Here is a 17,984-nt window from a genome sequence, read left to right on the forward strand (position 1 = left end):
GGAGGGTCAGCCGGCGCGCTCGCCGGGATCCGCGTCGTCGATGCCCAGCACCGGGCCGAACAGGTCGAGGGCCTGCTCGGCGCGGAGCGCGACGAAGGTGCCGGTCGCCGCGACCAGGATCGTGCCGGGCTCGGCCGCGGCGGCGATGGTGCCCGTCGCGGTCACCCGCCGTCCGTCGACCCCCTGCACCCGGGCGGTCAGGCGCAACGGGGTCAGCAGCGGCACCGGCTTGCGATAGGAGGTGTCGAGGCGAACCGTCATGCCGGGGTTGCCGGAGACGCTCACCGCGTAGCCGAGGATCTGATCCAGCAACATCGCGCTCACGCCGCCGTGGGCGTACATGGGTGGGCCCTCGTAGACGAGCCCGAGCGTGCAGCTGCCGACCGCCACTCCGTCGACCTCTTCGATGTGCAGCGGTGGCGCCAGGGCGCTGCCGGTGCCGGTCACCGGGTTGTACATCCGGATGCCGCCCAGCAGGTCGTCGGCCGTGGTCAGCGCGGTGCGGTCGCGCACCCGCTCGCCCAGCGGCGCCGCGGCCTGGCGCACTCGTTCGGCCGCGGCGCGCAGCTCGTCGGTCGGCGCCTCGGTGATCGCCGCGTTCTCGACCAGGACCCGCAGCGCGTCGCCCAGCTCGCTGATCGCCCGGCGCCGGCGCAGCAGGGCGGCCGACTCCGTCCGGGGCGGGCCGTCGACGGCCCGCAGGCGCCGCGCCGAATCGCCGGTGCCGGGCTGCGGTGCGGCGGTGCTGGGCTGTGGTGCGGCGGTGCCGGACCGCGACGCGGAGTCGGGGTGCCAGGCGGTCGCGGGGTCGTGACCCGCCGCCCTCGTGGTATCGCTGTCGGTCACCGCGTCCTCCCACCTGCCCCGCCCCGCCGGCGAAAGCTGAACAGCATCAGGTTCTACCAACGCGGCGGCGGCCAGCAGGCGCGGGGCTAGTGAATCTCATCACACTGCTATAACCTGTTCTAGTTATTGCGGCCCGGCGGATGGAGGCGGCATGGCGGTCACCGTGGAATACGACGCGGTTGTGGTCGGTGCCGGCGCGGCCGGCATGGCGGGCGCGCTGGCGGCGGCCCGCAGCGGTCTGCGCACGATCGTGATCGAGAAGGCGCCGGTCTTCGGCGGCTCGGCGGCGCGCTCGGGCGCCGGCATCTGGATCCCCTGCAACGAGGTGCTGCTCGCGGCCGGCGTGCCGGACACCCCCGCCAAGGCGGCCACCTATCTGTCGGCCGTGGTCGGCCCCGGCGTGCCGGCCGCCCGCCAGCAGGCCTTCCTGGCCAACGGCCCGAAGGCGATCTCCTTCCTGCAGCGCTGGACGCCGCTGCGCTTCGCCTGGATGCAGGGCTATCCGGACTACTATCCGGAGCTGCCGGGCGGGATGCCGAACGGCCGGTCGATCGAGCCGCGTGCGCTGGACGCCAACATCCTGGGCGCCGAGTTCGCCAGGCTGAACCCGCCCTACATGGCTTCCCCGGCCGGCACGGTGGTCTACACCGTGGACTACAAGTGGCTGGCGCTCATCGCCCGCCATCCGAAGGGCCTGGCGACTGCCTCCGAGCTCGTCTGGCGCTATCTCCAACTGGCCGCGGCCGGGCAGAAGCCGGTCACCATGGGCCAAGCCCTGGCCGCCGGGCTGCGCGCCGGGCTGCTCGCCGCCGACGTGCCGGTCTGGCTGAACGCACCCCTGCTCGACCTGCATGTCGAAGGCGGCCGGGTGGCGGGCGTGCTGGCCAGCCGCGACGGCGAGGAGGTGCTGATCCGGGCCCGGCGGGGCGTGCTGGTCGGCAGCGGCGGGTTCGAGCACAACGAGCGGATGCGCAAGCAGTTCCAGGCCGAGCCGATCGGGGCCGACTGGACCGTCGGCGCGTCGTCCAACACCGGCGAGGGCATCGAGGCGGGCGAGCGGGCCGGCGCGGCGCTGGCGCTGATGGAGGACGCCTGGTGGGGCCCGATGATCCCGCTGCCGGACGGGCCCTACTTCTGCCTGTCCGAGCGCACGCTGCCCGGCAACATCTTCGTCAACGCCGCCGGCAAGCGCTTCGTCGACGAGGCCGCGCCGTACAGCGACGTCGTGCACGTCATGTACGCCAAGAACACCCCGCAGGTTCCGCACATCCCGTGCTGGATGGTCACCGACCAGCAGTATCGCAACCGCTACCTGTTCAAGGACATCGCGCCGCTGCTGCCGTACCCGGACTCGTGGTATGCCAGCGGCGCGCTGCAGCGGGACTGGACCATCGAGGGGCTGGCCGGGAAGATCGGCGTGCCGGCGGCGGCGCTGCGTGCCACCGTCGACCGCTTCAACGCGCAGGCCCGGGCCGGCAAGGACACCGACTTCGGACGCGGCGACAGCAGCTACGACGCGTATTTCGCCGATCCCACCAACGGGCCCAGCCCGTGCCTGGCCCCGCTCATCCTGCCGCCCTACTACGCCTTCAAGATCGTGCCCGGCGACCTGGGCACCAAGGGCGGGATGCTCACCGACGCGCGGGCGCGCGTGCTGCGCCCCGACGGCACGGTGATCCCCGGGCTGTACGCGGCCGGCAACGCCAGCGCGGCGGTCATGGGCCACAGCTACGCCGGCGCGGGCTCCACCCTGGGCCCCGCCATGACCTTCGGCTACGTGGCCGGCCTCGACCTCGCGACCGGATCCGCCGCCTGAACGACGATCGCAGCTATCAAGGAGGAACGATGCCCAAGGTCAGTGTCACTACCGACGCCGCGGCCAGCCCGGAGCAGGTCTGGCAGGTGCTCGCGGACCCCGCGCGGGTGCCCGAGTGGAACGCCATGCACGAGGGTTTCGTGGGGGAGGTGCCGGTGACCCTCAGCGAGGGCACCGCGTACAAGCAGAAGGTGAAGCTGATGGGGATGCCCGCCGAGATGGCCTGGAAGGTGACCGCCGCCGTGGCGCCGGAGCGGCTTGAGCAGGCCGGCGACGGCCCGATGGGCGTGAAGGCGAAGAACCGCTTCATGATCGCGCCGGCCGGGCAGGGCTCGCAGATCACCTACGAGATGGAGTTCGCGGGCCCGGCGCTGGCCGGGCCGATGGCCGGCATGCTGGAGAAGCAGGCCGGCGCCTCGGCCAAGCAGGCCCTGGAGAAGCTGACCGCGCTGTTGGGGTGAGCCGCGCTCAGTGCAGCAGCAGCCGGGTGGCCAGCTCCAGGTGGTTGACGACGTCGTTCGCCGAGGCCCGGCGGGTCACCCAGGCCACCAGGTTGGACAGCCACACGTCGCCGATGACCCGGGCCTTCGCCCGGTCATCGGCGGTCGGCTCGCCGTCGTGCATGGCCCGGGTGAACATGTCCTCCATGAGCCGTGCCACCGCGTTGACCTCGGCGCTGGCGGACGGGTCGGCGAACATGAAGGCCCTGGTCATCGCCTCGGTGAGCATCGGCTCGCGCTGCATGACCCGGGTCATCCGGCCGAGCACGTGCAGCATCCGCTCGTACGGCGTGTCGCCGGGAATGGGCTTGCGGTCCAGCTTTTCCTGGATCCCCTCGAACTCCAGGGACAGCGCCGACACCAAGAGGTGGATCTTCGAGGGGAAGTAGCGGTACAGCGTGCCGAGCGCCACCTCGGCCTTCTCCGCGACCGTGCGCATCTGGACCGCGTCGTAGCCGCCCTTGGACGCCAGTGCCAGCGTGGCCTCCAGGATTCGCCGGCGCCTGTCCCGCTGCGCGGCGGAGCCCTGCTCGGCCTCCGCCCCGGCGAGCGCGCCGCGCCCGGCGCCATTGCTGGTATGCGTTCTCGATGCTGCCATCGCTACCTCTCGGGCGGACCGCCGCGGCCGACTACCGCGTTTACTCGTTGATTCAGCGTACCAACGGCTCGTTGCGAGCCGATGTCGCCCGCCGCTGGCGGAGCTAAAATGAAACGTGTTCTAATCACTGGGTGACCGATGTTGTGGGGCCGGACTTCCGGCCGGACGAGGCGCAGGAGACGATCGCCCGCCTCGCCGGCGAGGTGCTGGACGGCGACGCGGACACCCCGGAGCGGTTGTGGAAGGCGCTCGGGAGCGCGGGCCTGCTCACCCTCGCGGTGCCGGCCGGCCTCGGCGGCGCGGGCCTCGGCGCGCCGGAGACCGCGGTGGTGCTGACCGAGATCGGCCGGCGCGCCGCCGCCGTGCCGGCGCTGTCCACCCTCGCCCTGGGCGTGCTCCCGGTGGCCCGCTGGGGCACCGCCGAGCAGCAGCGCGACCTGCTGGCCGGGGTCGCCGAGGGCGCGGTGCTCACGGCCGCCGTGGCCGAGCCCGCCGACCCGCTGCCGGAGTGCCCGCGCACGACCGTCGCCGCCGACTGGACGGTGACCGGCGTCAAGACCGGCGTCCCCGACGCCGACCGGGCACACCGCATGCTCGTGCCGGCGCGCACGGCCGCCGGCGGTGTCGCCGTCATGGTCATCGATCCGGCGTCCCCCGGCGTTTCGCTCGAAGCCGCGCCGGGATCAGCCGGTGTCCCGCTCGCAGGCGCGCCGGGATCAGCCGGTGTCTCGCTCGCAGGGTCGCCGGGATCAGCGGGCGCGGGCGGGTACACCGTGCGGCTGGACGCGGTCGCCGGGCAGCCGCTGGGCGGCAACACCGACGGCCGCTGCCTGGCTGACCTGCACCGGTTCGCGATCGCCGGCGCGTGCGCGCTCGGCGACGGTGCCCTGGCCGGGGCGCTGGGGCTGACCGCCGGCCACGTCCGGACCCGGCAGCAGTTCGGCCGGCCGCTGGCCACCTTCCAGGCGGTCGCCCAGCAGATCGCCGACGTCTACGTGACCGCACGCACCCTGCATCTGGCGGTGGTCGCGGCGTGCTGGGCGCTCGGGGCCGGCCGCCCGGCCGACGACGATCTGGCGGTCGCCGCGCAGTGGCTGACCGCCGAGGCGCTGCCGGCCCTGCGCACCTGTCACCACCTGCACGGCGGGCTCGGCCTGGCCGCCGACTATCCGCTGCACCGGCACACCGCCCTGGTCCGCGACCTGGTCCGGTTCGTCGGCGGCGGCGAGCACTGCCTGCAACGGCTGGGCGAGCGCGTCGCCCGGCAACCCGGCTGAGCCGCCGTCGACCAGGCCGAGTCGCCCATCGACCCGGCCGGGTCGCCGTCGACCCGGCTGATCAGCGGAGAGGAGGCGCGTTGTTCATCGACCTGACCGAGGAGCAGCACGCGCTGCGCGAGCGGCTGCGCGCGTACCTGGGTGGTTTGCTGACGCCGGCGCAGCGCGCCGTCCTGCTGCGCGAGCGGCACGGGCCCGCCCACCGTGACCTTGTCGCCCGGCTCGGCCGCGACGGCTGGCTGGGCCTGGGCTTCCCGGCCCGGTACGGCGGCGGCGGGCTCGGCCCGGTGGAACAGCAGATCTTCGTCAACGAGGCGGCCCGCGCCGACGTTCCGCTGCCCGCGGTCACCCTGCAGACCGTCGCGCCGACGCTGCTGGCCCACGGCACGACCGAACAGCGGGAGTTCTTCCTGCCGCGGATCCTCGCCGGCGAGCTCCACTTCGCGATCGGCTACACCGAGCCCGAGGCCGGCACGGACCTCGCCGCGCTGCGCACCCGGGCGGTCCGGCAGGGCGAGGAGTACCTGGTCAACGGCCAGAAGACCTTCACCACGGGCGCACACGACGCGGACTACCTCTGGCTCGCCTGCCGCACCGATCCGGGCGCGGCCCGGCACCACGGCATCTCCATCCTGATCGTGGACACCCGCGACCCCGGCTATTCGTGGACGCCCATCATCACCTGCGACGGCGCGCACCACGTCAACGCGACCTACCTCAGCGACGTGCGGGTGCCGGTGTCGATGCGGGTCGGCGCCGAGAACGGCGGCTGGCGGCTGCTGACCACCCAGCTCAACCACGAGCGGGTGATGCTCGGCCCGGCGGGCCGGCTGGGCGCGCTCTACGACCGGGTGCGGGGCTGGGCGGCGGCCCACCGGGGGCCCGACGGCAGCGCCGTGCTGGACCGGCCCGACGTGCGCCGCTCGCTCGCCCGCACCTACGCCGCCCTGCGCGTCAACGAGCTGCTCAACTGGCAGGTCACCGGCTCGGAGCCGACGGTCGCGGACGCCTCGGCCACCAAGGTCTTCTCCTCGGAGCGGCTGCTGCGCCTCGGCCAGGAGCTGGAGGAGATCGTCGACCGGTACGGCGACCCCTCCGACGGCCCGACCGCCGACCTGCTGTCCTGGCTGGACCTGCAGGCCAAACGCAACCTGGTGCTCACCTTCGGCGGCGGGGTCAACGAGATCCAGCGGGAACTGATCGCGACCGCGGGCCTCGGCCTGCCCCGGGTGCCGAGGTAGGTGGCCGCCATGGAGGAGGCGATCAGGGCGGCCGCGCGCCGGCTCGCGGCGGCGGGCGAGGCGCCCGCGCGGCCGGGCCGGGATCCGGTGAACCGCCCGATGATCCGCAGCTGGCTGGAGGCGATGGGCGACACCAACCAGGCGTACGAGCGCGACGCCGTGGCGCCGCCGGCGATGATCCAGGTCTGGACCATGCGCGGGCTGCGGCCCGCCGCCGAGGAGCCGGACGACCCGCTGCGGGCCATGTCGACGGTGCTCGACGAGGCCGGCTACACCTCCGTGGTGGCGACCGACAGCGAGCAGACCTACCACCGCTACCTGCGCGAGGGCGAGGAGGTGACGGTGCGCGGCCGGCTGACCGAGGTGACCGGGCCCAAGCGCACCGCCCTGGGCGAGGGCTGGTTCGTCACCACGGAGAGCACCTGGTACGTCGGCACCGAGGCGGTGGCGACCATGCGCTTCCGGGTGCTGAAGTATCGCCCGGCCGCCCGGCCGGTGGCCCCGGCCGCCGCGCTCCGGCCGATGATCAGCCCGGACACCGCGTTCTTCTGGGCCGGCACGGCCGCGGGCGAGCTGCGGATCCAGCGCTGCGAGGACTGCGGCGCGCTGCGCCACCCGCCGGGCCCGGCCTGCCCGCGCTGCGGGGCCACCAAGCCCGGGTACGCGGTCGCGTCCGGCACCGGCCGCATCCACAGCCACGTGGTGCACCGCCACCCGCCGCTGCCCGGCCGGGAGTCGCCCGTGGTGGTCGTGCTGGTGGAACTGGCCGAGGGGGTACGCATGGTGGGTGAGCTGCGCGGGGTGGCGCCCGAGGAGGTCCGGATCGGGGCCGCCGTCCGGGTCGACTTCGTCCGCGTCGACGACGAGCTGACCCTGCCGACCTGGCGCCCGGACGAGACGGAGGCGGCCGGATGAGGGCCGGGACAGCACTGCCCGAGTGGCGCCTGGAGGTGACCCCGACGCTGGTCATCAGCACGGCCCTGGCCACCCGGGACTTCCAGGACGTGCACCACGACCGGGACGCGGCCGTGCGCCGCGGCGGCAAGGACATCTTCCTCAACATCCTCACCACCACCGGCCTCGTGCAGCGCTACGTCACCGACTGGGCCGGCGAGCGGGCGGTGGTGCACGGGATCGCGATCCGGCTCGGCGGGCCCTGCCACGCCTACGACACGCTGACCTTCACCGGGCGGGTGACCGGGATGGACGGCGACCGGTGCGTGGTCGCCGTGGCCGGGCGGACCGCGGTGGGCGAGCACGTCACCGCGACCGTACGGGTGACGCCGTGAACGGGTTTCCGCCGCGGGTCGGCTCAGCGGCCATCGTCGGGATCGGGGCCACCGAGTTCTCCAAGGATTCCGGGCGCAGCGAGCTGCGGCTCGCCGTCGAGGCGACCCGCGCGGCGCTCGACGACGCCGGACTGCGGCCGTCCGACGTCCAGGGCATGGTCACCTTCGCGATGGACACCAACGCCGAGGTCGCGGTCGCCCGCGAGCTGGGCGTCGGCGAGCTCAGCTTCCTGAGCCGGATCGCGTACGGCGGGGGCGCGGCGTGCGCGGTCGTGCAGCAGGCGGTGCTGGCCGTCTCGGCCGGGCTCGCCGAGGTCGTGGTCTGCTACCGGGCGCTCAACGAGCGGTCCGGCCGCCGGTTCGGGCAGGCCTCGGCCGAGCTGGCCGCCGCGCCGACGTCCGCGGGGATCGACGCGGGCTGGCACTACCCGATGGGCCTGGCCACGCCGGCCGCGATGGTGGCCATGGTGGCCCAGCGCTATCTGCACGACTTCGGGGCGAGCACCGACGACTTCGGCCGGGTCGCGGTCGCCGCCCGCCGGCACGCCGCCAGCAACCCCCGGGCCTGGTTCTACGGCCGCCCGATCACCCTGGCGGAGCACCACGCCTCCCGGTGGATCGCCGAGCCGCTGCGGCTGCTCGACTGCTGCCAGGAGAGCGACGGAGCGGTCGCGCTGGTGGTGACGTCGGAGCGGCGTGCGCGCGACCTGGCCCGGCCGCCCGCGGTGGTGTGCGCGGCGGCGCAGGGCAGCGGCACCGACCAGTACGTGATGACCAGCTACTACCGCGACGAGGTGGCGGCGCTGCCGGAGATGGGTGTGGTGGCGCGTCAGCTGTGGCGCCAGTCCGGCTACTCGCCGTCCGACGTGCGCACGGCCGTGCTCTACGACCACTTCACCCCGTACGTGCTCATGCAGCTGGAGGAGCTGGGGTTCTGCGGCCGTGGTGAGGCCCGGCACCTGGTCGCCGACGGCGGGATCGAGCTGGGTGGCGGGCTGCCGGTGAACCCGCACGGCGGGCAGCTCGGCGAGGCGTACATCCATGGCATGAACGGCATCGCCGAGGCGGTCCGCCAGGTCCGCGGCACGGCCGTCAACCAGGTCCCGGGGGACGGCCCGGTGCTGGTCACGGCGGGCACCGGCGTGCCGACCAGCGGCCTGATCCTGGCCGCGCCCTGACGAGCTGATCAGCCTGACGAGCTGATCAGCCTGACGAGCTGATCAGCCTGACGAGCTGATCAGCCTGACGAGCTGATCAGCCCGACGAGCTGATCAGCGCGTCAACGGCTGCACCGTCGTGAACGCGGCGCTGAGCACGCCGGCCTTCGTCCGCACGTGGTAGCGGGTGCGCCCGCGCTTGACGATCGTGCCGGACAGCCCGAAATACCGTCCCTCGCCGGTCAGCCGCACCTGGTCGCCCACCCCCAGCCGGACCGGCGGCGACTCGGCTCTGGGCGCGCGGATGCGGGCGAGCTCGGCCTCGTAGCGAGGATGCATCGGGGCCGGGCGCCCCTCGAAGGTCCAGGTGTAGAGCGCGGCCGGGTCGAAGGCCGGGGAGCAGCCGGAGCACGACCGCACCCGGACCGGCCGGCGATGAGCCGTCGTCCGGTGACCCGCCGCGCAGATCCCCTCCCACGCCCCGTCCACCTTCGGCGCGTCGGCCGGCATGCACCGCCGCCCCGAACAGCCGATCCGCCGCGCGACCGTCCGCCACACCCGGTCATGGCCGTGCCCCGCACCGGCGAGGGCGTGCGCGATCTCGTGCAGCACCGTCTCGGTGACCTGCTCCGGGGAGTACAGGCCCATCAGGTGCCGCGACAGGCCGATCTCCTTACGGTCCGAGCGGCACACCCCGGCCCGCGTCTTGGCGTTGTCGAACACCAACCGCCAGCCGGCCAGCCCGTGCTGGTCCATCAGCCCGGTCGCGAGCTCCCGCGCCTCCGTCTGGTTCAACCCCGATGCTCCTCGTCGTTTTCGGGCAAGGTTAGCCGCGGTAGCGGAACAGGATGCGGCCTCGGGTGAGGTCGTAGGGGCTCAGCTCCACCAGCACCCGGTCGTACGGGAGGATCTTGATGTAGTTCTTGCGGATCTTTCCACTGATGTGGGCCAGCACCTTGTGGCCGTTCTGCAGCTCCACCGTGAAAGTGGCGTTGCGCAGACATTCCAGGACGGTGCCCTCGAGTTCGATGCCGTTTGATGTTCTCGCCATGGTCGGCTACTCCTGTCGTGCGGGGTCAGCGGAGGACAAGTTCGAGGTTGCTGCCGGTGCGCCGGGCACCGATGCCCTCGAACAGCGCGGTGGCGGCCACGTTGGATTCGGTCACCTCGGCGGAGGCCGTCTCCCTGCCGATGCGGTGCAGCGTGCCCAGCGTGTGGGCCAGCAGCGCCCGGGCGATGCCGCGGCGCTGGCGGTCGGCCCGGACGGCGATCAGTCCTATCCGGGGCAGCCGGGTCACGGTCGCTACCCGCAGCAGACCCACGTACTGGCCGGACTGCGCCGCCACGGCGTATTTCGCCGGGTCGAGCACGGGAGGGGCCAGGATCTCGGCCGGCATGTCCTGCCATCCGGGGCCGGCATCCACCTGATCGCGGATCGTGCGGTCCAGGGCGCGTAGCGGGGCCTCCTCCGCGCGGCCGAAGGCCGTTATCGTCACGTCCGGCGGTGGCGGGGCCGAGTCGAGGCCCGTGGCGCGGGGATCGGTGGGTATGGCGTACTCCCACTCCCGGCGCCGGGTCGTGAAGCCGGCTCGCCGCCACCGGGCGGTCAGGCCGAGGTCGGCCTCGTCGACCACCGTGTGCAGCTGCCTCGGCAGGGCCGCCAGCATGGCCTCGGCCAGCCGGTCGAAGGCCGCGCCGTGCCAGGCGTCGATGCTGACGAACATCCGCCCGTCGGGCCGGCGCGACGACTCGCCGCGGCCGACCACGAGGTCGTCCTCCAGCGCGTGCCATCGCCCGGACGCGACGCGCGAAATCAGCACGGTGTGGCTGAATTCCACAGGATTCATAGCTTGGTGCCTTTCGGAATCGCCTGGTCAGGGCGCTCCCGGCGACACCTACGTCAGTGGCCGGCCCGTGACGGCGAGGGGAGCACCCACATCGATACAGCGTTCACGGGTCTCACCTCCTCGGTCGGTGTCACGGCTCGACGGAAGCTACCAGCCGGTGCTTCGCACCGTCCAACCATTTCCAGACCGGCGAAACGCAAGCGACCACCCGCCGCAAGATCCCCGCCGGGGTTACCAGCCCTCACTGTGGCTTGTTGTTCCGCGTCCCTTGGAATCGATCATCTAAAGAGGCGAGCGACGGAGGTGGAGCCACGTCAACCACCTGTTCGCGAAGATCGGCGACGGGGCCCAGGCCGTGGCCTACGGGCTTCCGGCATGACCTGGGCGGGTCATGACGCGCGGAGGTGCGCGAGGGCGCCAGGCGACGCTGCCCGGCGCCGCCAGGCCGACAGGACCGAGGCGGTCGCCCGGGCGTCGACCCCGGCGGTGGTGTCGATCTCGAAGTCGTACGGGCCGAAGGTGTGGATGCCGTTGAGCTCGACGTGGGCGCGTCCCTCGCCGATGCGGCGGTCACCCCGGATGCGTTCGCGACGGTCCAGTTCGTCGGGTGCGCAGTGCACGCCGACCAGAAACACGTCCAGGCCGGCCAGCAGGACGGCCAGCTCGGCTCGCCAGCTGCGAAACTCGATGACGTGCTCGACGATCAGGTCGTTGCCGGTCACCGCGAAGGCGGGCAGGCACCGGTGGAAGCCGGCGAAGAACCGGGGACGCACCTGATGCCACCAATCGAACGGCCCACCGTCGTCCCGCCGCGGCGGGAGCATGCCGGTGGCCACGAACTGGTCGGAGGAGACGTGCAGAAACGGCTCCTCCAGCGCCGTCCGCAGGCTCTTGGCCAGCGTTGATTTGCCCGAACTGGAAGCGCCGTTGAGCAGGATGATCCGGCCTGTCCCGCGCGGCGTAGGGGTGGGTTCCACGCACCCAGGATGACTCCGCCAACTCATCGCCAGAAACGCAGGACGGTCGGACCAGGGCGCAGCCCACCCGCCCGAAGGCAGGTGGGCCGCTTCATGTGCTGCTGAACCGTTGTTGACCGGCGTTCTCGATCGGTCAGAGAACGCGGTGCGTCAGTTGTTCCATTGGGCCGACACGGTGGGACTGACGGACTGGACCCGGATCTTCGACCAGGAGAATTTGTACTGGATGAAGGCGGCGTAGGTGATCGCCCGGTAGGCGCCGTACGACGCGTCATAGATCCAGACGGTGTCGTCCGTGCTCGTCTTCGCCAGGTGGGCGTTGGTGAGCAGGTAGTAGCCCCAGTAGCAGTCGACGAACAGGTTGTCGTTGGTGCTGATCGGCTGCCAGCTGTCCCACAGGTTGAAGTAGACGTTGCCCGGAATCGCGTAGAGGTCCCAGTTCGGGCCGACCAGGTAGACGGTGGCCGAACTGGACGTCTTGACTTGCTGACCCCGTGCCGGGCATGCCGCGGCCTTGAAACCGGCCTTCAGCGTGCTGGCCGCCGCCGTCCGGGTCAGCGCCGTGCCGTGGTCCGGTGCCGCCGCAGCCGGCTGCGCCGCGAGCAGCGTGGCTGCCAGCGTCGCCAGGGTCATGCTGATGATCCTCGACTTCTTCATTGTTCTCCGTCCCCGAGTAGTGCCCGTATGGCCTACGAGGTCTCTGTCTAGCGGCGCGAGCGTTGTCTGGCCCCTGCCCGGGGTCGCCAGACAAACAACTCTGGACAACGCAGTGACAATGGACGATGGATGTCGTGGCTGGTGCGGGGGAGGTCGGGGATGCCGAGGCCGGAGCGACCGTTGGACGGGCTGCCGGGCCCGGCCGTGCGACTGGCGGCTGAGCTGCGGCAGTTGCGGGAGAAGGCGGGTAAGCCGGGTTACCGGCAGATGGCCGCGCGGGTGAACTACTCGGTGGCGACACTGTCCGCGGCGGCGTCGGGCCGGCGGCTGCCGACGCTGGAGGTGACCCTGGCGTACGTCGCCGCCTGCGACGGTGATCCTGGGGAGTGGGAGCGGCGCTGGCGGGAAGCGGAACGGCTGAGTGTGACACCGGCCGAGGAACCGGATCCGGCGAACGGGCACGAGCGGGCGCCGTACCCGGGACTGGCGACGTTCCAGCCCGAAGACGCGGAGGTGTTCTTCGGCCGTGCCGCGCTGGTGGAGGAGTTGGCACGCCGCCTCAGGCAGAAGCGGTTCCTGGCCGTGTTCGGCCCCTCGGGTGCCGGGAAGTCGTCGGTGGTCCGGGCGGGGCTGGTCCCAGCCGTACCCGGGCCGGTGATCGTGTTGACGCCGGGCGCGCACCCGATGGCGGAGCTGGCGGTGCACCTCGCGCGGCATGCCGGGGTGCCGGCCGGTGGGCTGCTGGACGAGTTGCGCGAGGACCCGCCGCGGGCGCATCTGATGGTCCGGCAGGGACTGCACGCGGATGGCGATCTGCTGGTGATGGTGGACCAGTTCGAGGAGTTGTTCGCGTCCTGCGCGGATCCGGGTGAGCGGGCGGAGTTCGTGGCCGCGTTGCTGGCGATGTGCCGGGAGCCGGACGGCCGGGCCCGGGTGGTGCTGGCCGTGCGCGCCGATCACTACGCCCGGTTCACCGAGCATCCGGAGTTGCTGGCCGCGCTGGTGGACGCGCAGGTCCTGATCGGCGGGATGAGCCCGGCGGAGCTGCGCCAGGCGGTGACCAGGCCGGCCGAGCTGCGCGGCGCCCGGGTCGAGGGTGCGCTGGTGGCCACGATCGTCGCGGAGGTGAGTGACTCGCCCGGCGCATTGCCGCTGGCCGCGCACGCGCTGCGCGAGGCGTGGCAACGCCGCCAGGGTGCGATGGTCACGCTGGCCGGCTATCAGGCGGCCGGCGGTGTGGCCGGCGCGGTGGCCCACACCGCGGAGCAGACCTATGAGCGGATGTCCGAGCAGGAACAGGACGTCGCCCGGCGCGTGCTGCTGCGGATGGTCGACGTCGGGCAGGACGGGTTGATCACCCGCCGGCGGCTGAGCCGCGCCGAACTGGACACGATGGAGCTGGCCCCGGCCGTTGTCGAGGCGTTCACGGCCGCCCGGCTGCTCAGCACCGACCGCGACACCGTGGAGATCGCGCACGAGGCGCTGATTCAGGCCTGGCCGCGGCTGCGTGGCTGGGTCGAGGAGAGCCGCGCCGGGCTGCGACTGCACCGCCAGCTCACCGAGGCCGCTGCGGCCTGGGGATCGCTGGGCCGCGACGACGGCGCGCTGTACCGGGGGCTGCGGCTGTCGGCCACGGTGGAGGCGGCGGACGCGAAGGTCATCGACCTGACCGGCGCGGAACGGGAGTTCCTGGAGGCCAGCCGGGAACGGCAAGCCCGAGAGACGCGGTCGCGTCAGCGACGCACGCGGCTGGCCCTGATCAGCCTGGCCATCGGGGTGACAGCGATGAGCCTGATCGCGGCGCTCGCGTTCCGGGAGGCGAATCGAGCCAACGACGAGCGTGAGCGTGCCCTGTCGCACCAGTTGGTGGCCAACGCGCGTGATCAGCTGCAGGTCGATCAGGAACTGGCCGTGCTGCTGGCCAGGGCGGCCTATGACACCAAACCGACCGCTGAGGCCGCCGCTGTGCTCCGCCAGGCCGCGGTCGACTCCCGCATGCGAGCGAGGCTGGTCTCGGGACAGCAGCAGGTCTTCGGCGTGGCCTACAGCCCGGATGGCCGACGGGTGGCCAGTAGCGGCGCTGACGGCACGGTGCGGGTCTGGACGATGGGTGGCTCGGACCAGTTCGCCGGGCAACCTCGCGTGCTGCGTGATCATACGGGCTACGTCAGGATCCCGGTGTTCAGCGCGGACGGCCGCTATCTCGCGGCCTGCGGGGTCGATGGTCTCGTGACCGTGTGGGACCTGACCGCCGACCTGCCCCCACTCGTGCTGCGTGGTCATGGCGGAGAGGTGTCCGCTGTCGCGTTCAGCCCTGACGGACGGCTGGTTGCCGGCGCCGGCAACGACGGCACCGTCCGGGTCTGGGATCGGACGAGCGGGAACTCACGAGCTGTCCGTGCCCTGCCGCTCGGCGGAGGCCCCGCTCGGACGGTGGCCTTCAGCCCGGACGGCGACCATCTCGCCGCCGGCGGCGGCGATGGGCCGGTCATCGTCTGGAATCTGGCCAAGACCGCACCACCTGTGGTCTTGAATGGCCACGAGAACACCGTCTGGAGCATCGCTTACAGCCCCGACGGGCGCCTGCTGGCCAGCGCGAGTGCTGACCAGACAGTCAGGATCTGGCCCCTCACCGGAAGGGAGCCGCCGCTGGTCCTTCGCGCCGACGACGGCACGGTCGAGACCGTGGCCTTCAGCCCGGACGGAAGAAGGATCGCCAGCGGCCACAGCGGAAGCGACACCATTCGCGTGTGGAACACAGCGACAGGCGACGGCGAAGACCCCCTGCTTCTCCACGGTCACCTCGGACCGGTGTGGAGCGTCACCTTCAGCCCGGACGGCCGGCGGCTGCTCAGCGGCAGCGGTGACGGCACGCTGCGGCTCTGGGATCCAGCCTATCCCGGCAACCCTCAGGTGCTCGATGGTCACAGCGGAGCGGCGTGGAGCGTGGCGGTCAGCGCCGACGGGAACACCATCGCCAGCGGCGGCGCCGACCACACGGTCCGCGTATGGCGGGGCAGGATCGGGCAGGCCCCGTTGGTGCTGAGAGGCCATGGCGACGAGGTCCTCGCGGTGGCATTGACCGCGGACGGCCGCCGGGTGGCGAGTGTCTCGCGAGATCGAACCGTACGTGTGTGGGACACCGACAGCGGCGCCCGCATCGCCGTTCTCCGCGGTCACACGAAGATTGTCTGGGGCGTGGCGTTCAGCCCCGACGGGCGGCGGGTGGCCAGCGGCGGCGCCGATGAGGCCGTGCGGATCTGGGATGTCGATGGTGCGGGCCCTCCCATCGTGCTCAAGGGGCACGAAGCGTCTATCAGGGGCATCGCGTTCAGCCCTGACGGCAGGCAGGTCGCCAGCACAAGCCAAGACACCACCGTGCGGGTCTGGAACGCCGATGGCCACGGCGACCCCCTCGTCCTGCGAGGGAACCCGGGCCTGGTCTGGACCGTCACGTATTCCCCGGACGGCCGGACGATAGCCACCGGCGGCGACGACGGAAACATCAGAATCTGGAACGCGAACGGCAAAGAACAGCCCCGAATCCTCCGCGGGCACCGAGGGCCGGTCTGGAGCGTGGCATTCCGTCCCGATGGCCGGCAGATCGTCAGCGCCGGACATGACAGCAGCGAGCGGATATGGGACACGGCCACCGGAGAAGAACTCGTTTCCCTTCGTGGCCACGGCGCCTTCGTCGAACAGGCCCAGTTCGGTCCCGACGAAACCCTCATCACGGCCCACGGCGACGGCACCATCCGACTGACCCGCTGTGCGGTCTGCGGGCCGATCAACCACGTCCGAGCCATCGCGGACGCACACGTCACTCGCCCCCTCAGCGCTGACGAACGCCGTAGCTACCTGCACGAACAGGGCCCCACATAGATCAGTGGCGCTCGGTCAGCCACCCTGGGACCGCGGCGGTGCCTGGTCGAACTCGTCGCGGTTGCGGACGATGTCGCTCTGGTGGTCGCGGACCCAGTGCACAAGTCCGTCCACGGCCTCGCCCAGTGAACGGCCGAGCGGCGTCAGGGCGTATTCCACCCTCGGGGGCACCTCGGAGTATGCGGTCCTGGTCACCAGCCCGTCGCGGGTGAGGGCGCGAAGCGTCTGGCTGAGCATCCGCTGGGAGATGCCGGCGACCTGCTCGTGCACGGCGGTGAAGCGCAGCGGGCCGGACGCCAGGACCGTGATGGTCAGCAGCGTCCATTTGTCACCCACCCGCGCCAGCACGTCGCGGACGACTTCGATCGTCCGGACGCAATCCGGGGCCACCCCGCGCCGGGCGAGTTCGGAACCGAGGGAGCCGGTCATGGCATTCGTTCCCCAAGCGTCAGTAGCTGACATCAAAGTGCGTATCGGAGAGCCGGACTAAATCCGGCGGGCGCACGTTTCTTACTGATCGTAACTGACGTGCGGCCACCGGCTTCGTGGCCGCGACAGCGGGAGGACACCATGGTCCGGCACGACACCTTCACGATCTCGCGGCACCTCGGCGTGCCGCCGGGCGAGGTCTTCACCGCGTTCGCCGACACCGCGATCAGGAAGCGGTGGTTCCGGCTGCCCGGCAGCGGAGCCTCCTACGAGCAGGACTTCCGGGTGGGCGGCGGTGAGACGGCGCGCAGCACCTTCACCGGGCTGGACACGGCGCCCGAGCTGCTGGAATACCGGTCACGCTACATCGACATCGCCGGCCCCCAGCGAATCGTCTACGGCTATGAGGCCGTCGTCGACGGCGAATTGCGATGGACCTCGCTGGTCACGGTCCGGTTCGACGCCGAGACCGACGGAACCCGCCTGGAATGGACCGAGCAGGTGACATTCCTGAGATACCAGGGAGACGGCAGTGTGGAACTGGCCCATCTGCGCGGCGGGAGCGTGCTGCGGCTGAACGGCCTCGACGTGGCTCTGCGCGGGGTCAGCGGAAGGTGAGCACCGCGTCGGACAGCGCCGGGGCGTCGTCGCGGTCGGGCACCGTGGCGACCAGGAGGAGCCGGTCGTCCTCGCGCCAGATCCGGGTGCGCAGCGTCTCGCCCGGGAACACGACACCGGAGAAGCGGCAGCTGTAGGCGGCCACCCGGGCCGGGTCGCCGTCGAGCGCGGCGTCCACGGCTGCCTTGGCCACCATCCCGTACGTGCAGAGGCCGTGCAGGATCGGGCGCGGGAAGCCGGCCTTGGCGGCGAAGACCGGATCGATGTGCAGCGGGTTGCGGTCGCCGCACAGCCTGTACCACAGCGCCTGCCGCGGATCGGTGCGGGAGAGCACCTCAAGATCCGGATCGCGGGCCGGCACCGGCACCCTGCCGGACGGCCCGCGGTCGCCGCCGAACCCGCCCTCGCCCTTGGCGAAGATGCTGATCCGGCTGGTGAACAGCGCGGTGGTCGTCTCGGTCACCACGACCGCGGCGCTGCCCTTGTCGTAGACGGCGGCGATCCGGGCGCCGGCCTGCTCCCGGCCGCTCGCCGGGATCGGGCGGTGCAGCACCAGCTCCTGCCGGCCGTGCACGACCCGGGCCAGGTCGATGTCGATCCCGGGCATCGACACTCGCGGCGGCTCGGTGTCGCGCAGCGTGGTGGCGACCGTGGCGAAGGTGGGCAGCACCCCGCGCAGGGCGGCCTCGTAGACGTAGCCGAGCTCGTCCGGACCGGCGCCGACGGCCAGGTGGTAGAGCAGCACGTCGGTGCTGTCCCAGCGCAGCTCACGCCGGCCGAGGTCGGCGCCGACGGCGACCGCCGGGTCGATCGGCATCAGTCCTCCCCGGTGGGTGCGGCGCCGGTGGGC

General features: G+C 72.2%; 18 protein-coding genes. 9 read left to right on the plus strand and 9 right to left on the minus strand.

From position 1 onward, the window contains the following. Positions 1-6: 6 nt before the first annotated feature. Positions 7-702 carry a PaaI family thioesterase gene (locus tag DMB66_RS35015; protein WP_125808441.1) on the minus strand — a complete coding sequence of 232 codons (696 nt, stop codon included), beginning with the start codon at positions 700-702 and terminating at the stop codon, positions 7-9. A gap of 295 nt (positions 703-997) precedes the next feature. Here DMB66_RS35015 and kstD point away from each other — a divergent pair, with 295 nt between their 5' ends. Together kstD and DMB66_RS35025 are read left to right on the plus strand one after the other, a co-directional pair. Continuing rightward, positions 998-2,662: a 3-oxosteroid 1-dehydrogenase gene (gene kstD, locus DMB66_RS35020; RefSeq protein WP_125808403.1), complete on the plus strand. Its 1,665-nt coding sequence runs from the start codon at positions 998-1,000 to the stop codon at positions 2,660-2,662. A 29-nt stretch (positions 2,663-2,691) separates the two neighbouring features. Then, positions 2,692-3,123, plus strand: coding sequence for an SRPBCC family protein (locus DMB66_RS35025; RefSeq protein ID WP_125808404.1), 432 nt, complete (start codon positions 2,692-2,694; stop codon positions 3,121-3,123). A gap of 7 nt (positions 3,124-3,130) precedes the next feature. Here the strand turns inward: DMB66_RS35025 and kstR are convergent, their stop codons facing one another. Further along, positions 3,131-3,760 (minus strand): cholesterol catabolism transcriptional regulator KstR, encoded by a 630-nt coding sequence (gene kstR / locus DMB66_RS35030; protein ID WP_125808405.1) that lies wholly within the window; start codon positions 3,758-3,760, stop codon positions 3,131-3,133. Positions 3,761-3,903: 143 nt separating this feature from the next. Between kstR and DMB66_RS35035 the strand changes: the two genes are divergently transcribed. The 5 genes from DMB66_RS35035 (at position 3,904) to DMB66_RS35055 (ending at position 8,745) form a co-directional block, all read left to right on the plus strand. Continuing rightward, positions 3,904-5,037, plus strand: a complete 1,134-nt coding sequence (locus tag DMB66_RS35035) for an acyl-CoA dehydrogenase family protein (RefSeq protein WP_125808442.1) — start codon at positions 3,904-3,906, stop codon at positions 5,035-5,037. Positions 5,038-5,117: 80 nt separating this feature from the next. Next, the gene (locus DMB66_RS35040; RefSeq protein WP_125808406.1) at positions 5,118-6,278 is read left to right on the plus strand and encodes an acyl-CoA dehydrogenase family protein; all 1,161 of its coding nucleotides are present in this window, start codon (positions 5,118-5,120) and stop codon (positions 6,276-6,278) included. 9 nt (positions 6,279-6,287) lie between these two features. Beyond that, entirely contained in the window at positions 6,288-7,193 is a 906-nt protein-coding gene (locus tag DMB66_RS35045) for a bifunctional MaoC family dehydratase N-terminal/OB-fold nucleic acid binding domain-containing protein (protein ID WP_125808407.1), read from the plus strand. Further along, positions 7,190-7,567 (plus strand): MaoC/PaaZ C-terminal domain-containing protein, encoded by a 378-nt coding sequence (locus DMB66_RS35050; protein WP_125808408.1) that lies wholly within the window; start codon positions 7,190-7,192, stop codon positions 7,565-7,567. Before DMB66_RS35045 ends, DMB66_RS35050 begins: the two co-directional genes overlap by 4 nt. Further along, entirely contained in the window at positions 7,564-8,745 is a 1,182-nt protein-coding gene (locus tag DMB66_RS35055; RefSeq protein ID WP_125808409.1) for a lipid-transfer protein, read from the plus strand. The genes DMB66_RS35050 and DMB66_RS35055 overlap by 4 nt, the downstream gene beginning before the upstream one ends. Before the next feature lie 93 nt (positions 8,746-8,838). Here DMB66_RS35055 and DMB66_RS35060 read toward each other — a convergent pair whose 3' ends face one another. From DMB66_RS35060 to DMB66_RS35080, 5 genes are all read right to left on the minus strand, one after another. After that, the gene (locus tag DMB66_RS35060) at positions 8,839-9,519 is read right to left on the minus strand and encodes a SprT-like domain-containing protein (protein WP_199752802.1); all 681 of its coding nucleotides are present in this window, start codon (positions 9,517-9,519) and stop codon (positions 8,839-8,841) included. Between the two features lie 31 nt (positions 9,520-9,550). Then, positions 9,551-9,775 carry a translation initiation factor IF-1 gene (gene infA / locus DMB66_RS35065; RefSeq protein WP_125808410.1) on the minus strand — a complete coding sequence of 75 codons (225 nt, stop codon included), beginning with the start codon at positions 9,773-9,775 and terminating at the stop codon, positions 9,551-9,553. A gap of 25 nt (positions 9,776-9,800) precedes the next feature. Further along, positions 9,801-10,571 carry a GNAT family N-acetyltransferase gene (locus DMB66_RS35070; RefSeq protein WP_125808411.1) on the minus strand — a complete coding sequence of 257 codons (771 nt, stop codon included), beginning with the start codon at positions 10,569-10,571 and terminating at the stop codon, positions 9,801-9,803. A gap of 389 nt (positions 10,572-10,960) precedes the next feature. Beyond that, positions 10,961-11,548, minus strand: coding sequence for a chloramphenicol phosphotransferase CPT family protein (locus DMB66_RS35075; RefSeq protein WP_199752803.1), 588 nt, complete (start codon positions 11,546-11,548; stop codon positions 10,961-10,963). A 150-nt stretch (positions 11,549-11,698) separates the two neighbouring features. Further along, complete coding sequence (locus tag DMB66_RS35080) at positions 11,699-12,181, minus strand: hypothetical protein (RefSeq protein ID WP_125808413.1); 483 nt, start codon at positions 12,179-12,181, stop codon at positions 11,699-11,701. A 183-nt stretch (positions 12,182-12,364) separates the two neighbouring features. On the opposite strand from DMB66_RS35080, the gene DMB66_RS35085 reads away from it, so the two are divergent. Continuing rightward, positions 12,365-16,087 carry a hypothetical protein gene (locus tag DMB66_RS35085; protein ID WP_125808414.1) on the plus strand — a complete coding sequence of 1,241 codons (3,723 nt, stop codon included), beginning with the start codon at positions 12,365-12,367 and terminating at the stop codon, positions 16,085-16,087. 15 nt (positions 16,088-16,102) lie between these two features. Here DMB66_RS35085 and DMB66_RS35090 read toward each other — a convergent pair whose 3' ends face one another. Beyond that, positions 16,103-16,516 carry a helix-turn-helix domain-containing protein gene (locus DMB66_RS35090; RefSeq protein ID WP_125808415.1) on the minus strand — a complete coding sequence of 138 codons (414 nt, stop codon included), beginning with the start codon at positions 16,514-16,516 and terminating at the stop codon, positions 16,103-16,105. A gap of 141 nt (positions 16,517-16,657) precedes the next feature. Here DMB66_RS35090 and DMB66_RS35095 point away from each other — a divergent pair, with 141 nt between their 5' ends. Beyond that, entirely contained in the window at positions 16,658-17,134 is a 477-nt protein-coding gene (locus DMB66_RS35095; protein WP_125808416.1) for an SRPBCC domain-containing protein, read from the plus strand. On the opposite strand, the gene DMB66_RS35100 is transcribed toward DMB66_RS35095, so the two are convergent. Further along, the gene (locus DMB66_RS35100) at positions 17,121-17,951 is read right to left on the minus strand and encodes a MaoC/PaaZ C-terminal domain-containing protein (RefSeq protein ID WP_125808417.1); all 831 of its coding nucleotides are present in this window, start codon (positions 17,949-17,951) and stop codon (positions 17,121-17,123) included. The two genes, DMB66_RS35095 and DMB66_RS35100, sit on opposite strands and share 14 nt — an antisense overlap. Positions 17,952-17,984 lie beyond the last annotated feature (33 nt).

This window comes from Actinoplanes sp. ATCC 53533 (assembly GCF_003947245.1).

Excerpts from the sequence above, each read along its gene's own strand:
- DMB66_RS35025 (WP_125808404.1), top strand. The coding sequence starts at position 2,692 with ATGCCCAAGGTCAGTGTCACTACCGACGCCGCGGCCAGCCCGGAGCAG.
- DMB66_RS35095 (WP_125808416.1), top strand. The coding sequence starts at position 16,658 with ATGGTCCGGCACGACACCTTCACGATCTCGCGGCACCTCGGCGTGCCG.
- kstD (WP_125808403.1), top strand. The coding sequence starts at position 998 with ATGGCGGTCACCGTGGAATACGACGCGGTTGTGGTCGGTGCCGGCGCG.
- DMB66_RS35100 (WP_125808417.1), bottom strand. The coding sequence starts at position 17,951 with ATGCCGATCGACCCGGCGGTCGCCGTCGGCGCCGACCTCGGCCGGCGT.
- DMB66_RS35085 (WP_125808414.1), top strand. The coding sequence starts at position 12,365 with ATGCCGAGGCCGGAGCGACCGTTGGACGGGCTGCCGGGCCCGGCCGTG.
- DMB66_RS35090 (WP_125808415.1), bottom strand. The coding sequence starts at position 16,516 with ATGACCGGCTCCCTCGGTTCCGAACTCGCCCGGCGCGGGGTGGCCCCG.
- infA (WP_125808410.1), bottom strand. The coding sequence starts at position 9,775 with ATGGCGAGAACATCAAACGGCATCGAACTCGAGGGCACCGTCCTGGAA.
- DMB66_RS35070 (WP_125808411.1), bottom strand. The coding sequence starts at position 10,571 with ATGAATCCTGTGGAATTCAGCCACACCGTGCTGATTTCGCGCGTCGCG.
- DMB66_RS35045 (WP_125808407.1), top strand. The coding sequence starts at position 6,288 with ATGGAGGAGGCGATCAGGGCGGCCGCGCGCCGGCTCGCGGCGGCGGGC.
- DMB66_RS35080 (WP_125808413.1), bottom strand. The coding sequence starts at position 12,181 with ATGACCCTGGCGACGCTGGCAGCCACGCTGCTCGCGGCGCAGCCGGCT.
- DMB66_RS35050 (WP_125808408.1), top strand. The coding sequence starts at position 7,190 with ATGAGGGCCGGGACAGCACTGCCCGAGTGGCGCCTGGAGGTGACCCCG.
- kstR (WP_125808405.1), bottom strand. The coding sequence starts at position 3,760 with ATGGCAGCATCGAGAACGCATACCAGCAATGGCGCCGGGCGCGGCGCG.